This is a genomic window from Cellulosimicrobium sp. G4 BAM 1002 (assembly GCF_057126935.1).
Map to the genome: position 1 here is coordinate 4,379,489 of NZ_CP182109.1, position 15,998 is coordinate 4,395,486.

Annotated in this window: 15 protein-coding genes; 8 read left to right on the forward strand and 7 right to left on the reverse strand. The window is 73.7% G+C overall.

Annotated features, from left to right (window positions below; all coding sequences use genetic code 11):
* Positions 1-114 precede the first annotated feature (114 nt).
* From hutU to ACMXGY_RS19565, 5 genes are all read right to left on the reverse strand, one after another.
* A complete protein-coding gene (gene hutU, locus ACMXGY_RS19545; RefSeq protein WP_483774630.1) occupies positions 115-1,794 on the reverse strand; it encodes a urocanate hydratase in 1,680 nt (559 codons plus the stop codon).
* Between the two features lie 26 nt (positions 1,795-1,820).
* Positions 1,821-3,521, reverse strand: coding sequence for a histidine ammonia-lyase (gene hutH, locus ACMXGY_RS19550; protein WP_483774631.1), 1,701 nt, complete (start codon positions 3,519-3,521; stop codon positions 1,821-1,823).
* Positions 3,522-3,752: 231 nt separating this feature from the next.
* Complete coding sequence (locus ACMXGY_RS19555) at positions 3,753-6,137, reverse strand: ATP-binding cassette domain-containing protein (RefSeq protein ID WP_483774632.1); 2,385 nt, start codon at positions 6,135-6,137, stop codon at positions 3,753-3,755.
* 136 nt (positions 6,138-6,273) lie between these two features.
* Positions 6,274-6,759, reverse strand: a complete 486-nt coding sequence (locus tag ACMXGY_RS19560) for a nitroreductase family deazaflavin-dependent oxidoreductase (protein WP_483774633.1) — start codon at positions 6,757-6,759, stop codon at positions 6,274-6,276.
* A gap of 62 nt (positions 6,760-6,821) precedes the next feature.
* Positions 6,822-7,112 carry a hypothetical protein gene (locus ACMXGY_RS19565; protein WP_483774634.1) on the reverse strand — a complete coding sequence of 97 codons (291 nt, stop codon included), beginning with the start codon at positions 7,110-7,112 and terminating at the stop codon, positions 6,822-6,824.
* A gap of 132 nt (positions 7,113-7,244) precedes the next feature.
* Between ACMXGY_RS19565 and ACMXGY_RS19570 the strand changes: the two genes are divergently transcribed.
* Positions 7,245-8,162, forward strand: coding sequence for a LysR family transcriptional regulator (locus ACMXGY_RS19570; protein ID WP_483774635.1), 918 nt, complete (start codon positions 7,245-7,247; stop codon positions 8,160-8,162).
* Positions 8,163-8,243: 81 nt separating this feature from the next.
* Here the strand turns inward: ACMXGY_RS19570 and ACMXGY_RS19575 are convergent, their stop codons facing one another.
* Positions 8,244-8,654, reverse strand: coding sequence for a VOC family protein (locus tag ACMXGY_RS19575; protein ID WP_483774636.1), 411 nt, complete (start codon positions 8,652-8,654; stop codon positions 8,244-8,246).
* 10 nt (positions 8,655-8,664) lie between these two features.
* Positions 8,665-9,153, reverse strand: coding sequence for a helix-turn-helix transcriptional regulator (locus tag ACMXGY_RS19580; protein ID WP_483774637.1), 489 nt, complete (start codon positions 9,151-9,153; stop codon positions 8,665-8,667).
* Here ACMXGY_RS19580 and ACMXGY_RS19585 point away from each other — a divergent pair.
* The 7 genes from ACMXGY_RS19585 to ACMXGY_RS19615 all read left to right on the forward strand — a co-directional run bounded on the left by ACMXGY_RS19585 (position 9,152) and on the right by ACMXGY_RS19615 (position 15,863).
* Positions 9,152-9,934 (forward strand): IclR family transcriptional regulator, encoded by a 783-nt coding sequence (locus ACMXGY_RS19585; protein ID WP_483774638.1) that lies wholly within the window; start codon positions 9,152-9,154, stop codon positions 9,932-9,934. The two genes, ACMXGY_RS19580 and ACMXGY_RS19585, sit on opposite strands and share 2 nt — an antisense overlap.
* Before the next feature lie 544 nt (positions 9,935-10,478).
* Positions 10,479-11,459 carry a metal ABC transporter substrate-binding protein gene (locus ACMXGY_RS19590; RefSeq protein ID WP_483774639.1) on the forward strand — a complete coding sequence of 327 codons (981 nt, stop codon included), beginning with the start codon at positions 10,479-10,481 and terminating at the stop codon, positions 11,457-11,459.
* The gene (locus ACMXGY_RS19595; RefSeq protein ID WP_483774640.1) at positions 11,456-12,208 is read left to right on the forward strand and encodes a metal ABC transporter ATP-binding protein; all 753 of its coding nucleotides are present in this window, start codon (positions 11,456-11,458) and stop codon (positions 12,206-12,208) included. The genes ACMXGY_RS19590 and ACMXGY_RS19595 overlap by 4 nt, the downstream gene beginning before the upstream one ends.
* The gene (locus tag ACMXGY_RS19600) at positions 12,205-13,077 is read left to right on the forward strand and encodes a metal ABC transporter permease (protein ID WP_483774641.1); all 873 of its coding nucleotides are present in this window, start codon (positions 12,205-12,207) and stop codon (positions 13,075-13,077) included. The genes ACMXGY_RS19595 and ACMXGY_RS19600 overlap by 4 nt, the downstream gene beginning before the upstream one ends.
* A 112-nt stretch (positions 13,078-13,189) precedes the next feature.
* The gene (locus tag ACMXGY_RS19605) at positions 13,190-13,690 is read left to right on the forward strand and encodes a hypothetical protein (protein WP_483774642.1); all 501 of its coding nucleotides are present in this window, start codon (positions 13,190-13,192) and stop codon (positions 13,688-13,690) included.
* A 70-nt stretch (positions 13,691-13,760) separates the two neighbouring features.
* Positions 13,761-15,389, forward strand: coding sequence for a phosphatase PAP2 family protein (locus ACMXGY_RS19610; RefSeq protein ID WP_483774643.1), 1,629 nt, complete (start codon positions 13,761-13,763; stop codon positions 15,387-15,389).
* 171 nt (positions 15,390-15,560) lie between these two features.
* Positions 15,561-15,863 (forward strand): hypothetical protein, encoded by a 303-nt coding sequence (locus ACMXGY_RS19615; protein WP_483774644.1) that lies wholly within the window; start codon positions 15,561-15,563, stop codon positions 15,861-15,863.
* The last annotated feature ends 135 nt before the right edge of the window (positions 15,864-15,998 follow it).

Here is a 15,998-nt window from a genome sequence, read left to right on the forward strand (position 1 = left end):
CGGGGACTGCCGAACCCGGGGTTTCGCGCCAACCGGGAGCCGTCGTGCCACGCAACCCCGGGTTCGGCGCCGGAGGGCGAGCCGACGACGGACGGTCGGGCTGACGGCGGCCCATCACGCCTCCCGCATCGGGACGCGGAGGCCGCCGCGCTCGGCGGCTGCGACCGCGTCGTCGTACCCGGCGTCGACGTGGCGCAGGACGCCGAGCCCCGGGTCGTTCGACAGCACGCGCGCGAGCTTCGCCGCGGCGAGCGGGGTGCCGTCCGCGACGGACACCTGGCCCGCGTGGATCGAGCGGCCCATCCCGACGCCCCCGCCGTGGTGGATCGAGACCCACGTCGCGCCCGACGACGCGGCCGTGAGCGCGTTGAGCAGCGGCCAGTCGGCGATCGCGTCGGAGCCGTCCGCCATGGCCTCGGTCTCGCGGTACGGCGACGCGACCGATCCCGCGTCGAGGTGGTCGCGACCGATGACGATCGGCGCCCGCGCCCCGCCCGACGCGACGAGCTGGTTGAACGCCAGGCCCGCGCGGTCCCGCTCGCCGTGCCCGAGCCAGCAGATCCGGGCGGGCAGTCCCTGGAACGCGACCCTCTCCTGCGCGGCGCGGATCCAGCGGTGCAGGTGGTCGTCGTCGGGGAAGAGGTCGAGCACGGCGCGGTCGGTGACGGCGATGTCCCGCGGGTCGCCCGACAGCGCCGCCCACCGGAACGGACCCTTGCCCTGCGCGAACAGCGGCCGGATGTACGCGGGCACGAACCCGGGGAACGCGAACGCCCGGTCGTACCCGCCGCGGCGCGCCTCGTCACGGATCGAGTTGCCGTAGTCGAACACCTCCGCGCCCGCGTCGAGGAACCCGACCATCCCCTCGACGTGCCGGGCCATCGACTCCCGTGCACGGTCGGTGAAGCCCTCGGGGTCGCGCGCGGCGGCGTCGGCCCACTCGTCGACGGGCACACCCACCGGCAGGTACGACAGCGGGTCGTGCGCCGACGTCTGGTCCGTCACGACGTCCACCTCCACGCCCCGGCGCAACAGCTCCGGCACCACCACCGCACTGTTCCCCTCCACGCCCACCGACAGCGCCCGGCGCTCGCGCCGTGCGTCCTCGACGAGCCGGACGGCGTCGTCGAGCGACTCCGCGACGACGTCGAGGTACCGCTCGCGGACGCGGCGCTCGAGGCGCGACCGGTCCACGTCGACCACGAGGCACGCGCCCCCGTTGAGCGTGACCGCGAGCGGCTGCGCGCCGCCCATGCCGCCGCACCCGCCTGTCAGCGTGAGCGTCCCGGCGAGGGTCCCGCCGAACCGCTTCGCGGCGACGGCGGCGAGCGTCTCGTACGTGCCCTGGAGGATGCCCTGCGCGCCGATGTAGATCCACGACCCGGCCGTCATCTGCCCGTACATCGTCAGGCCCATCGTCTCGAGACGCCGGAACTCGGGCCACGTCGCCCAGTCCCCCACGAGGTTGGAGTTCGCGAGGAGCACGCGCGGCGCCCACTCGTGCGTCCGCAGCACCCCGACCGGCTTGCCCGACTGCACGAGGAGCGTCTCGTCGTCGCCGAGCGTCGTGAGCGCGCGGACGATCGCGTGGTAGCTCGGCCAGTCCCGCACCGCGCGGCCCGTGCCGCCGTAGACGACGAGGTCGTCGGGCCGCTCCGCGACCTCGGGGTCGAGGTTGTTCATGAGCATCCGCAGCGGCGCCTCGGTCTGCCACGACCGCGCGGTGAGGGTCGTGCCGCGCGGCGCGCGGACGGGGACGGGGGTGCCGAGTCGGTGGGTCGGCTCGTGGGCCATCTCTCGCTCCTTCGCGGTGGTGGGTCTCAGGCCAGGTGCCCGGCGGCGGCGCTCGCAGCCCGGACGACGTCGCCTCCCGCGACGAGCCGGGTGACCGCCTCGATCTCGGGCGAGAGGTACCGGTCCGGGCCGGGACCGTCGACGACGGTGCGCACGAGGTCCCGTACCGCACCGGTCCCCTGCGCGGGCGCGAGCACCACCGCCGAGCCGTGAGGGGTGCAGCGCAGGTCGAGGGCGCGCGTCGCGGTGAGGAGCTCGATCGCGAGGACACGACCCAGGCCGTCGACGGCGCGGCGGAGCTTGCGCGCGGCGGCCCACCCCATCGAGACGTGGTCCTCCTGCATCGCGGACGACGGGATCGAGTCGACGCTCGCGGGGACGGCGAGGCGCTTGAGCTCCGAGACGATCCCCGCGGCGGTGTACTGCGCGATCATCAGGCCCGAGTCGACGCCGGGGTCGTCGGCGAGGAACGGCGGCAGCCCTTCGTTGCGGGCCTTGTCGAGGAACCGGTCGGTGCGGCGCTCGCTCATGCTCGCGACGTCGGCCGCCGCGATCGCGAGGAAGTCCAGCACGTACGCGACCGGGGCGCCGTGGAAGTTGCCGTTCGACTCGACGCGCCCGTCCGCGGTGACGACCGGGTTGTCGATCGCGGACGCGAGCTCACGGCCCGCGACGAGCGCCGCGTGGTCGAGCGTGTCGCGCGCGGCCCCGTGCAACTGGGGCGCGCAGCGCAGCGAGTACGCGTCCTGCACGCGCGTGCACTCGGGGCGACCCTCGGCGTCGAGCGTGCGGTGGCTCGCGACGACGGGCGAGCCGTCGAGCAGCACGCGCAGGTTCGCCGCCGACGCCGCCTGCCCGGGGTGCGGCCGCATCGCCATGAGGTCCGCGGCGAACGGCGCGTCCGAGCCGAGCAGCGCCTCGACGCTCGACGCGGCCGCGACGTCAGCGGTGACGAGCAGCGACCCCAGGTCGTGCAGGGCGAGGCACAGCATGCCGAGCATGCCGTCGGTGCCGTTGATGAGCGCAAGACCCTCCTTCTCACGCAGCACAAGGGGGGTGATCCCGGCCTCGTCGAGCGCGTCGGCCGCGGGCCGCAGCGCGCCCGCGGCGTCGCGGACCTCCCCCTCGCCGAGCGCCGCGAGCGCCACGTGGGCGAGCGGCGCGAGGTCCCCCGAGCAGCCGAGCGACCCGAACTCGCGCACCACAGGCGTGATCCCCGCGTTCAACATCGCCGCGTACGTCCGCGCGACGACGGGGCGCGCCCCGGTCCGGCCCGTCGCCAGGGTCGCGAGCCGCAGGAGCTGCAGCGCACGCACGACCTCGCGCTCGACCTCCGCGCCGGACCCCGCGGCGTGCGAGCGCACGAGGCTGAGCTGGAGCTGCGCGCGCCGCTCGACGGGGATGTGCCGCCGAGCGAGCGCGCCGAAGCCCGTCGAGACGCCGTAGTGCGGGCGGTCGTCGTCCGCGAGGGACTCGACGACGGCGCGGCTCGCCGCCATCGCGTCGAGCGCCGCCTCGGTGAGCCGCACGCGCGCGCCGTGCCGGGCGACGTCGACCACGTCGTCGACCGTCAGCGGCCCGTCGCCCACGGCCACCGCGCGAGCGGCGCGGTCCGGGTCGGGGGCGGGGACCGCCGTCGTGCCCGGGTCACCCGGTTCCGGTACGCCCGGGGCGGGGGTGCCCGGGTCGGGACGGCCGGGGACGGCCGAGGTGTGCGTCGCTGCCATGCCCCCAGGACACACCGCGACGGCATCCCCGGGGAGACGGGCGGCGGAGGTTCCGTCTGAGATCCCAGACACGCCGGGTCGTCAGCGCACGATGCGCCGTCGGCGGAGCGGCCCGTCGGGACGACCAGGGGCGAGGTCCCGCGCCGACCACGAGCCTGCGCCGCGTCGAGCACGAGGTTGCTGTCGCCATCAGGCCGATAACGACAGCAACCTCGTGCTCGGCGGGAGCGGTCAGGCGCCGACGTACGCCGCGAGGTGCTCGCCCGTGGTCGTCGACCGCGCGGCCACGAGGTCGGCCGGCGTGCCCTCGAAGACGACGCGACCGCCGTCGTGCCCGGCACCGGGACCGAGGTCGATGATCCAGTCCGCGTGCGCCATGACCGCCTGGTGGTGCTCGATGACGATGACCGACTTCCCCGCGTCGACGATGCGGTCGAGCAGGCCGAGGAGGTTCTCGACGTCGGCGAGGTGCAGGCCCGTCGTCGGCTCGTCGAGGACGATGACGCCGCCCTTGTCGCCGAGGTGCGTGGCGAGCTTGAGACGCTGGCGCTCGCCGCCGGACAGGGTCGTGAGGGGCTGGCCGAGGCTCACGTAGCCGAGGCCGACGTCGTCGAGCCGCTCGAGGATCGCCGCCGCGGCGGGGACCTTGCCGTCGCCCGAGGAGAAGAACTCGCGAGCCTTGGAGACCGGGAGGTCGAGCACCTCGGCGATGTTCAGCCCGCCGAGCGTGTAGTCGAGCACCGCGGCCTGGAAGCGCGTGCCGCCGCAGTCCTCGCACGGCGTCGAGACGGTCTCCATGAACCCGAGCTCGGTGTAGATGACGCCCGCGCCCTTGCACTCGGGGCACGCGCCCTCGGAGTTCGCGCTGAAGAGCGCCGGCTTGACGCCGTTCGCCTTGGCGAACGCCTTGCGGATCGGCTCGAGCAGGCTCGTGTAGGTCGCCGGGTTGCTGCGCCGCGAGCCCCTGACCGGGCTCTGGTCGATCGTCACGACGCCCTCGCGCCGCGACACCGAGCCCTCGACGAGCGAGCTCTTGCCCGAGCCGGCCACGCCCGTGAGCACGACGAGCACGCCGAGCGGGACGTCGACGTCCACGTCCTGGAGGTTGTGGGCGTTCGCGCCCCGGACCTCCAGCACGCCCGACGGCGTCCGCACGCTCTCCTTGACCGTCGCGCGGTCGTCGAGGTGCCGCCCGGTGACGGTGTCGCTCGCGCGCAGCCCGTCGACCGTGCCCTCGAAGGTCACGTGGCCACCGGCGGTGCCCGCGCCGGGACCGAGGTCGACCACGTGGTCCGCGATGACGATCGTCTCGGGCTTGTGCTCGACGACGAGGACGGTGTTGCCCTTGTCTCGCAGGCGCAGCAGGAGGTCGTTCATGCGGTCGATGTCGTGCGGGTGCAGCCCGACCGTCGGCTCGTCGAAGACGTAGGTGACGTCGGTGAGCGACGACCCGAGGTGGCGCAGCATCTTGATGCGCTGCGACTCGCCGCCGGACAGCGTGCCCGACGGCCGGTCGAGGCTGAGGTACCCCAGGCCGAGCTCGACGAACGACGCGAGGTTCTCGCCGAGCGCGTTCACCACCGGCGCCATCGAGGGGTCGTCGAGGTCCCGGATCCACGCGGCAAGGTCGGTGATCTGCATCGCGCACAGGTCGGCGATGTTCACGCCGCGGATCTTCGAGGAGCGCGCCGACTCCGACAGTCGCGTCCCGCCGCAGTCCGGGCAGGTCGCGAACGTCGCGGCACGCTCGACGAACGCGCGGACGTGCGGCTGCAGCGAGTCGACGTCCTTGGAGAACATCGACTTCTGGATCTTGGGGATCAGCCCCTCGTAGGTGACGTTGATCCCCATCGCCTTGATCTTGGTGGGCTCCTTGTAGAGGAAGTCCTTCAGCTGCTTGTCGGTGAACTCGCGGATCGGCTTGTCGCCCGGGAAGAACCCCGACTCGGCGAACCCGCGCACCATCCACCCGTCGGCCGTGTAGCCCGGGACCTTGATCGCGCCGTCGAGCAGCGACTTCGAGTCGTCGAAGATCTCCGTGAGGTCGAGGTCCGAGACCGAGCCGCGGCCCTCGCACCGCGGGCACATGCCGCCGTGGTAGATCGCCTCGCGCACGATCGTCTTCTCGCCCGTGGCCGACGTCATGACGCCGCTCGCCTTGCGCGCGGGGACGTTGAACGAGAACGCGGGCGGCGGGCCGATCTGCGGCTCGCCGAACCGGCTGAAGAGCACGCGCAGGATCGCGTTGGCGTCCGTCACCGTGCCCACCGTGGAGCGCGGGTTCGCGCCGAGACGCTCCTGGTCGACGACGATCGCCGTCGTGAGGCCCTCGAGGAGGTCGACGTCCGGGCGGTCGAGCGTCGGCATGAAGCCCTGCAGGAACGCGCTGTAGGTCTCGTTGATGAGCCGCTGCGACTCCGCTGCGACGGTGTCGAAGACGAGCGAGCTCTTCCCCGACCCGGAGACCCCGGTGAAGACCGTCAGCCGCCGCTTGGGGATCTCGACGCTCACGTCCTTGAGGTTGTTCGCTCGCGCCCCCTGGACGCGGATGACGTCGTGACCGTCCGCGTCCCGCCCCACCGAGGTCTGCTCGTCCGTCGTCGTTGCCGTGCTCATCGTGTCTCCTCGTCGTCCAGCATGGTGTCGCGGCGGGCGGGCGACCGGCCGCCGCCGACGCCGTCGTCGGCGCGGCGCGGTGCAGCTCCCTCGAGAAGTCTGCCCGAACGCCCGTCGCCGTGGCGCGTGGTTTCCGTCATCCGCGCGGCGTGAGCCGCACGAGCGGGTAGTCGCGGTCGGCCTTGCTCTGGTACTTCGCGATGCGCGGCTGCGCCGCAGCGACCTGCTGCCACGCGCGGTCCCGGTCGGCGCCCGTGAGCTGGTGGGGCGTCGCCGGCACGAGGCCCTTGCCCGGCAGCTCGATCGCGACCTCGCCGGGGTGCGCCATGAGGTTGGCGTGCCAGTCCGGGTTGCGGCTCCCGCCACCCGACGCGACCACGAGGACGGCGTCGCCCTCGTCCGGCAGCCACATGAGCGGCGTCTCGCGGGGCGCGCCGCTGCGTCGTCCCATCGTGTGCAGCACGAGGACGTCCATCCCCATGAACGTCGCCCGCCCGCGCCGGACCTTGCGCACGAGGCGCTCGTTCGCCCGCCGCTGCATCCAGCGCGAGAACCTGCCCGGTGTGCCCGGTGGGCGTCCCGCCCCCGTCGTGCCTGCCTCGCTGCTCGTCGTCCTGGTCATCGTCGTGCTCCCTGTCCCTCGTCCTCGTCCGTCCATGTCCGTTGCGTGCCCGACGGCACGCGTCACCGCTCGTCCAGCACCTCGCCGTCGAGCACGACGTGGTCGGTCATGAGACCGACCGTCGCCCCGACGAGCGGGACCTGCTGCGCTGCCTGCGCGGCGTCCCGCATCGCGTCCGCCGACTCCCAGCGCCACACGTCGAGGTACGAGCCGTCCTCCATCCGGATCAGGGCGCTGGCGGTGAACGCGGGGTTCGCGGCCCGCAGCCCCTGGATCAGCGTGCTGCGCTGCTCGAGCAGCTGGGCGAGGGTGCCCGTCTCGACCGTGTACCGGTGGGTCCTGACGACAGCCATGGTCGTGTTCCTTCCGCTGGGTCCTGCGCTTGTCCTGTCACGACCAAGCCTTCCGTCGCCGCCACCGTCGAACAACGGCCGATCGCGTAACGCCGGTTGCGTCCTGGGTTAACGCTGCGGAACGATCGGTGGGTGGAGCTACGCGACATCGAGATCTTCCTGACGCTGGCCGAGGAGCTGCACTTCGGCCGCACCGCTGAGCGGCTGCACGTGTCGGCTCCGCGAGTCAGCCAGGCGATCGCCCAGCAGGAGCGTCGGATCGGCGCGCCGCTCTTCGAGCGCACGAGCCGGCGGGTCGCGCTCACGCCGCTCGGCGAGCAGCTCCGGGCCGACCTGGAGGCCGGGTACCGCCGGATCCTGCAGGGCGTCGAGTCGGCCGCGAGCACCGCGCGCGCCGCGCGCGAGACCTTGACCTTCGGCGTCATGGGCCCGCTGTGGCAGGAGCTCGCGCCCGTCACCGCGCTGTTCCGCAGCCGCAACCCGCACGTCGACCTGCGCATGCGCGAGGTTCGTCTCGACGAGCCGTTCCGGCTCCTGCGCGACGGCGAGGTCGACGTCGCGCTCCTGTGGCTGCCCGTCGAGGAGAAGGACCTGACGGTCGGCCCGGTGACCTTCACCGAGCCGATCGTGCTCGCCGTCGGCCGGACGCACCCGCTCGCCACACGCTCGTCGGTCTCGCTCGACGAGCTCGCCGACGAGACCGTCCTCCCGTCCGGCCTGCCCGTGCCCGACTACTGGGAGGACGCGGTGAGCCCCGTCCCCCGCAGCGAGGCGGACCGCGGCGGCACCATGCCGACGCGCGAGGAGGTGCTCTGGCGCGTCATGTCGGGCGACGGCGTCGCCGTCGCGTGCGCCCAGGGCATCCGCTACCTGGAGCGCTCCGACGTCGCCTACGTCCCGATCGACGAGCAGCCGGTCCTGCGCTGGGGCCTGGTGCGGCGCTCGGGCCCGATCCCGCCGCTCGTCGCGGAGTTCTCGCAGGTCGCGGCCGAGCTCGGCCCGCTCGCGCTCACGCTCGACCTGGAGGCCGCGAACGCGGCCGGTCGGTAATGACCGCGAGCGGGCCGAGCGCGGGCGGGCGCCGGTGCTGACGGTGGCCGACGGCGGTCGCGGCAGCCGACGGCGGAGCGCTCAGCCGCGCTGCTGGATGCGGATCTCGTTGCCCGCGGGATCGCGGAACGCGCAGTCGCGCACGCCGTACGGCTGGTCGATCGGCTCCTGCACGACCTCGGCCCCCGCGGCCTCGATGCGCGCGAACGTCTCGTCGACGTCCGGCGTCGCGAGGTTGACGCCGAAGTAGGCACCCTTGGCGACGATCTCCAGGAGCGCACGCTTGTCGTCGTCGGACAGGCCCGGCGTCGCGGCCGGCGGGTGCAGGACGATCGCCGTGTCGGGCTGGTCCGCGGGGCCGACGGTGATCCACCGCATCCCCTCGTACCCGACGTCGTTGCGGATCTCGAAGCCGAGGACGTCGCGGTAGAAGGCCAGCGAGGCGTCGGGGTCGGTCTGGGGCAGGAAGCTGGAGTTGATGGTGAGGTTCATGGGAACGACGCTAGGACCGTCGCCCGGCCTGCGCTTCTCGATTCCTGACCGGTCGCGTGACGCGCCTCGCGACGCACGCCGACACCTCGTCCAGCTGCTCCTCGGCGGTCTCCGCGACGAGCCGCCGGTAGACGCTCGGCGGCACGCCGACGAGCTCGGTGAACCGCGTGCTGAACGTCCCGAGCGACGAGCACCCCACTGCGAAGCACACCTCCGTGACGCTCAGGTCCCCCCGCCGGAGCAGCGCCTTCGCGCGCTCGATCCGGCGCGTCATGAGGTACGCGTACACCGTCTCGCCGTACGCCGCGCGGAACTCGCGACTCAGGTGCCCGGCCGACACGTGCACCCCGCGCGCGAGGGCGGCGACGTCGAGCGGCTGCGCGTACTCCCGGTCGATCCGGTCCCGCACGCGCCGCAGCCGCGCGAGGTCGCTCAGGCGCTGGTCGTCGGGCAGGGTTGTCACGCCTCGATCGTGACACGGCCCTACCGTGGTCTCCATGCCGAGCGACGTCCCCGCCGCGCGCCAGGCCGTGCGGGTGCTCACGTTCCTCGCCGGGCAGGCGGGCCCGTCCCCCGCGGCCGCCGTCGCGCACGGGCTCGGGCTGCCCCGCTCGACCGTCTACCACCTGCTGTCCGTCCTCGTGGACGAGGGTTTCGTGACCCACCTGCCCGAGGAGCACCGCTACGGGCTCGGGACGGCGTCCCTCGCCCTCGGGTCCGCCTACGCCCGGCAGGCGCCCCTCGCCCGCCTCGCGCGACCCGTCGTCGCGCGCCTCGTCGAGTCCACCGGCGAGAGCGCCCACCTCGCCGTCCTCAACGGGCGGGAGGTCCTCTACCTCGTCGAGCAGCGCGCGCCGCGCCGCCCGACGCTCGTGACCGACGTCGACGTCCGCCTCCCCGCCCACCTCACCGCGAGCGGCCGTGCCGTCCTCGCCGGACTGCCCGGCGCCCAGGTGCGCGCCCTCTTCCCGAGCGCCGCGACGCTCGCCGACCGGACCGGCGTCGGGCCGCAGACCCTCCGCGCGCTGCGCGAGGTGCTGCGCGACGTCCGACGGCGCGGCTGGGCCGAGGAGGACGGCGAGGTCACGCCCGGCCTCGCGTCCGTCGCCCACGCGGCCGTCGACCACACCGGCCTCCCCGTCGCCGGCATCGCGCTCACCTTCTGGTCCGACGACGCCCCACCCGCCCGCCGCGCCGAGCTCGCCACCGCCGTCGGGCACGCCGCCACCGAGGTGAGCCGCCGCCTGGGAGCAAGGGAGCACCCCGCCCCGCCGAGGTAGAACCCTGGTCCCGCGAGATAGAACCCTGGTCGCGCGAGGTAGAACCGTGGTCGCGCGAAGTAGAACCCTGCTCATGCCCGACGGCGGTCTGGTCGCCCTGGGTGTCGGGGTGGGTGGGGGCGCCGCGTCTACCATCCGCCGCTCGTTCCTCGCGGCTCCCGCCAGGCCCGACCACGACGCGGCGCCCCCACCCACCCCTCCCGGCATCGACCCACCCTGGTCCGTGCTCCCCCAGGCAAGACCCGGTGCTGCGCCGAGCATGTCGTTGCGGCTCGTCCCGAGCACCTGACGGGCGACAACCGCATGCTCGACTGGCCGAGACCGCATGGTCGCCACGAGCCCGGACCGCACCGCCGCGCCCGGCATAGCCCACGCCCTCCGTCGCTGTCGCTACTGACGCGACCACGGTTCTACCTCGGCCGACCACGGTTCTACCTCGCGCGACCACGGTTCTACCTCGCGCGACCAGGGTTCTACCTCGGCAGGTTGGCCCGTGCCGGCTCGGTCGTTGCGGACGGGGGTGGACCGGCCTAGATTGTTCGGTGTGCCGAACTTTGCTTCCCGGAGGGCCGGAACCAGCCGTGCGCGAGCCGCTGCCGCCGCAGGGGTGGCGTGCGTGCTCGCGGTCGCGGGGTGCTCGGTCGGGACCGATCCGGGGAGCGGTCCGGCGTCCGACGACGGGCGGCCGGTGGTGCTTACGACGTTCACCGTGCTCGCGGACATGGCCGAGAACGTCGCCGGTGAGCACCTGCGCGTCGAGTCGATCACGAAGGTCGGGGCGGAGATCCACGGGTACGAGCCGACACCGGGCGACGTGCGCAAGGCGGCGGAGGCGGACCTGATCCTCGACAACGGCATGGGGCTCGAGGCGTGGTTCGGGCGGTTCGTCGACGGCCTGGACGTGCCGCACGTCGTCGTGAGCGACGGCGTCGACCGCATCCCGCTCGGTGACGACACCGCCGAGGAGTACGAGGGCAAGGACAACCCCCACGCGTGGATGTCGCCCGTGAACGGGCAGCTCTACGTGCAGAACATGGCGGACGCGTTCGCCGAGCTCGACCCCGCGCACGCGGACGACTACGCCGCGAACGCTGCCGCCTACTCCGCCGAGCTCGCGGCCGTGCACGACGAGCTCACGACCGCGCTCGACGCACTCCCGCAGGACCACCGCGCGCTCGTCTCGTGCGAGGGCGCGTTCTCCTACCTCGCGCGCGACGCCGGCCTGACGGAGCAGTACCTGTGGGCCGTCAACGCCGAGCAGCAGGCGACGCCGCAGTCCGTCGTCGACACGATCGAGTTCGTCGAGGAGAACGACGTCCCCGCGGTGTTCTGCGAGTCGACGGTCTCCGACAAGGCGATGCGCCAGGTCGCGCACGAGTCGGGCGCCGTGTTCGGTGGGACGCTCTACGTCGACTCGCTGTCCGAGCCCGGCGGGCCGGTGCCCACGTACCTCGACCTCCTGCGCCACGACACGGACACGATCGTGGCGGGCCTGACCGGCACGACGGCCGAGGGCGACGCGTGAGCGCGGGCGGGCGGGCGCCGTCGGGCACCCCCGCGATCGACGTGCGCGACCTGACGGTCCACTACGGCGACGTGCTCGCGCTCGACGGTGCGACGGTCGCGCTCGGGCGAGGCACCGTGTGCGGGCTGGTGGGCATGAACGGCTCGGGCAAGTCGACGCTGTTCAAGGCCGTCATGGGCATGGTCCGGCCGGACCGCGGCACCGTCCTGGTCGACGGCGCACCCCCCGCGCGCGCCCGGCGCGCCCAGGCGGTCGGGTACGTGCCGCAGAGCGAGGACGTGGACTGGGCGTTCCCGCTGAGCGTGCGCGACGTCGTCATGACGGGCCGCTACGGCTACCAGGGGTTCACGCGCCGCACGCGGCCGGCCGACCGCGAGGCCGTCGCGCACGCGCTCGAACGAGTCGAGCTGACCGACCTGGCGGACCGCCAGATCGGCGCGCTCTCGGGCGGGCAGCGCAAGCGCGCGTTCGTGGCGCGCGGGCTCGCGCAGGGCGCGACGATCCTCCTGCTCGACGAGCCGTTCGCGGGCGTCGACAAGCGCACCGAGAAGACGATCACCGCCCTGCTGCGAGACCTCGCGGCGGGCGGCGCGACCGTCCTCGTCTCGACCCACGACCTGCACGCGCTGCCCGAGCTCGCGGACGAGGCCGTGCTGCTGCAGCAGCGCGTCCTGCTGCACTCGACGCCCACCGAGGTGCTGCGGCCCGAGAACCTCGCGCTCGCGTTTGGTGTGGAGGTGGCGCCGTGAACGACGTCCTCGCCGTACTCCTCGAGCCGTTGTCGTACGAGTTCCTCCGCACGGCGCTCGCCGTCACCGTCACGGCGGGGGTCGTGTGCGGGGTGCTGTCCTGCTGGCTGGTGCTCGTCGGCTGGTCGCTCATGGGCGACGCCGTCTCGCACGCCGTGCTGCCCGGCGTCGTCCTCGCGTACGTGGTCGGGGCGCCGTTCGCGCTCGGGGCGCTGGTCTTCGGGCTGCTCGCGGTCCTGCTCATCGGTGCCGTGCGGGACACGAGCCGCGTCAAGGAGGACGCCGCGATCGGCGTCGTGTTCACGACGCTGTTCGCCCTGGGCCTGGTGCTCATCTCCGTCACGCCGAGCCAGACCGACCTCAACCACATCCTCTTCGGCAACCTCCTCGGGGTCTCCCGGGCCGACCTCCTCCAGGTCCTGGTCCTCGGCGCGGTGACGCTCGCCGTCGTCGTGCTCAAGCGGCGCGACCTCACGCTCTACGCGTTCGACCCGACCCACGCGCACGCGATCGGCCTCTCGCCGCGCCGGCTCGGCGCGCTGCTGCTCGGCCTGCTCGCGCTCACGGTCGTGGTCGCGCTGCAGGCGGTGGGCGTCGTGCTCGTCGTCGCGCTGCTCATCACGCCCGGCGCGACCGCGTACCTGCTCACCGACCGCTTCTCCCGCATGCTGTGGATCTCGCCGCTCGTCGCCGCGGTGTGCGGCGTCGTCGGGATCTACGTGAGCTACTACCTCGACACCGCCTCGGGCGGGACGGTCGTCGTGGCCCTCGGCGCCGTCTTCGCGCTCGCGTACCTGTTCAGCCCGCGCCACGGCCTGATCGCCACGCGTCTCGCCGCTGCACGACGCCGCCACCTCGCCCGCGTCTGACGGCACCGGACCGGCACGGCTCGCGCCTCCCTCGTGCGCTGTGTGCGAAATCTCCATGAATTCGCCCAGGATTCCCTGGTGCTTCTCAGGTTGGACCGGGAGACTTGCGGACATGTCAGCGAGGACGAGCGAGCCCACGACGCCGCAGCGCACGCGCACGTCAGCCCGGTTCGCCGCGGCGAGCCTGCTCGCGCTGGCCATGATGCTCCCGATGTGCTCGACGGCGAGCGCCGCCGAGGTGCAGCAGCTCATCGCCGACGCGCAGGTCCAGACCGACACGATCGGCGACGACCTCGGCCGCGTCCACGCCCAGCTCCCCGCTCTGCACCCCGTGCTCCGCAACGACGTGCTCGACGCCGTCGAGTCGGTCGAGGCGGCGACCGCCGAGGCCCGCTCCGCGCTCGACCGCGCGTCCGACGACGACGAAGCGGCAGACGGCCGAGCTGCCGTCGCTCTCGCCGACGCCCAGGTCGCGCTCGACGCCGCAGCCGCGCAGCTCCGCTACGTGACCGACCTCGCGCACGACGCGGGCGAGGGCGTCGCCGTCGCGCTGGAGCGCCTCCAGACGCACATCGACGGGCTCCGCGGCCAGACGAGCCGCGCCGGGGCCTGATCGGCCCGCTCCTCCGCACGATCGGCCGGGCCGCCGCGCGGTCCGGCACGACGCTTCCTACGATGGCCAGATGCCTCGCGTCACCGGGATCGTCAAGCCGCACGAGGCGTTTCCCGGGATCGCTCGGCTCGACCGCGCGGTCAGCGCCTGGACCAACAGCCGTGCGCTCGGGCCGGTCGCGGACGCCGCCCTCTCGCGCCTGTCGACCGTCGCGGACCGCAGCGTGCTGTGGGCCGGGGCGGCCCTGGGCATCGCGGCGACCGGGCGGCGCGGGCGCGACGCGGCACTGCGCGGCTACGGCTCGCTGCTCGCGTCGAGCCTCCTCGCGAACGTCGTCGGCAAGACGGTCTTCGGTGGCGAGCGGCCGTCGCTCGAACAGCTCCCGCTGTGGCGTCGGCTCGCCGACCCGCCGACGTCTCCGTCGTTCCCGTCGGGGCACTCGGCGTCGGCCGCCGCGTTCGTCACGGGCGTCGCGATCGAGTGGCCGTCGCTCGGCCTGGCCCTCGCACCCCTCGCGGGCGCGGTGATGTACTCGCGGCTCCACACGGGCTCGCACTGGTTCTCGGACGTCGTCGCTGGCGCCGCCCTCGGTGCAGGCGTGGCACTCGTGGGGCGCGTGCTCGTGCCGGGCGCGGCCGAGCAGGGCCATGACGTGCCCGCGGGGCCCCTCGCCGCCGTGCCCGCGCTCGACGACGGTGCCGGGCTGTTCGCCGTCGTCAACCCGGCGGCGGGCTCCGGGCGCCTGCTCAAGGAGGACCCGCTCGCCGTGCTGCGCGAGGGGCTGCCGCGCGCCGACGTGCACGTGCTGGGCGAGGGCGACGACCTGCGCCGCCTCTTCGACGACGCCGCCGCGCGCGGCGCCCGCGCGCTCGGCATCAGCGGCGGCGACGGCACCGTCTCGACAGCCGCCGCCGCGGCCCGTGCGCACGACCTGCCGCTCGCCGTCTTCCCGGGCGGCACCCTGAACCACTTCGCGCGCGCGGCGGACCTCACGTCCCTCAGCGCGACGGTCGCCGCGGTGCGCACGGGCTCAGGGGTGACGATCGACGTCGCCGACCTCGAGGTCGACGGCCTCGACGGGCCACCGCGCACCGTGCTCAACACCTTCTCGGCCGGCGTCTACCCGGAGCTCGTCACGGAGCGGGAGAAGTACGAGCATCGGCTCGGCAAGTGGCCCGCGGCCGTGCTCGCGGCGGCACGGGTGCTGCGGCGGGCGCACCGCGTCCGTATGTCGGTGGAGGGGCACGAGGGCGAGTACTGGTCGCTCTTCGCGGGCGTCAACCGGTACTTCCCGCAGAGCCTCGCGCCGGTCGAGAGGCACCGCCTCGACGACGGCGTGCTGGACGTCCGCACGGCCCGCGCCGAGCGCCGGGCGAGCCGGTTGCGCACGTTCTTCGAGGTCGCGGTCGGAGACACGGGGACCCGGTTCGCGCGGCGCGTGCCCGGGGTGCGTCGGCACCTCGTCGTCGACGCGACGGTCGTCCCGTCGCTCGAGCTGCGGTTCCCCGCCCACGGTGCGGTGGTCGGGCCCGACGGGTCCGCGTCCGGGGGAGCGGAGGCCCCGACCGTGGTCCTCGCGCACGACGGGGAGACGCTGGCGCTCGACGGGGTCACGACCACGGGCCCCGTCGGCGTACGTCTCACGATGCGACGCGCTGCCCTGCGCATCTACGCTCCCGCCGACCCCACGGTCGGGTAGTTTCACCGGTCATATACTTTTTATCCGTTTTTCACAGGCTTCGGGGAGAACTCCCCCTGTTCAGACACACACCACATGCTCCACAATGAGGCCCGCAGTCGCGCGGACGGCACCGTCCGCGCCCCGTCAGGACTCGACGACGTCGGCCCCACCAGAAAGCAGAAGAGACCCATGACCCAGCAGTACCCCGCCGCCCCGCAGGCCCCCGCCGGTTACGCCGCCCCGATGGAGGACCCGGGCAAGACCCTGGGCATCATCGGCTTCGTCCTCGCGTTCGTCTTCGCGATCGCGGGCATCGTCGTCAGCGCGATCGCCCGCAAGAAGAGCAAGGAGGCGGGCTTCGACAACCAGCTCGCCAAGTGGGGCCTCATCCTCAGCATCGTCTTCACCGTGCTCGGCGCCATCATCGGCATCATCTACTTCGTCGCCATCGCCGCGCTCATCGCGAACGGCGAGGTCGCGTCGACGTACTGACGTCGCCGCGCCCCCGGCGCTCCCGACGGCCGTCGCCCCTGCCGGGGCGGCGGCCGTCGTCGTACCACCGCCCTCGCGACGGGCCCGACGGGTCGCGGAAGATCCGACGGCCGGGCACGGTTGAGACGGCGCACG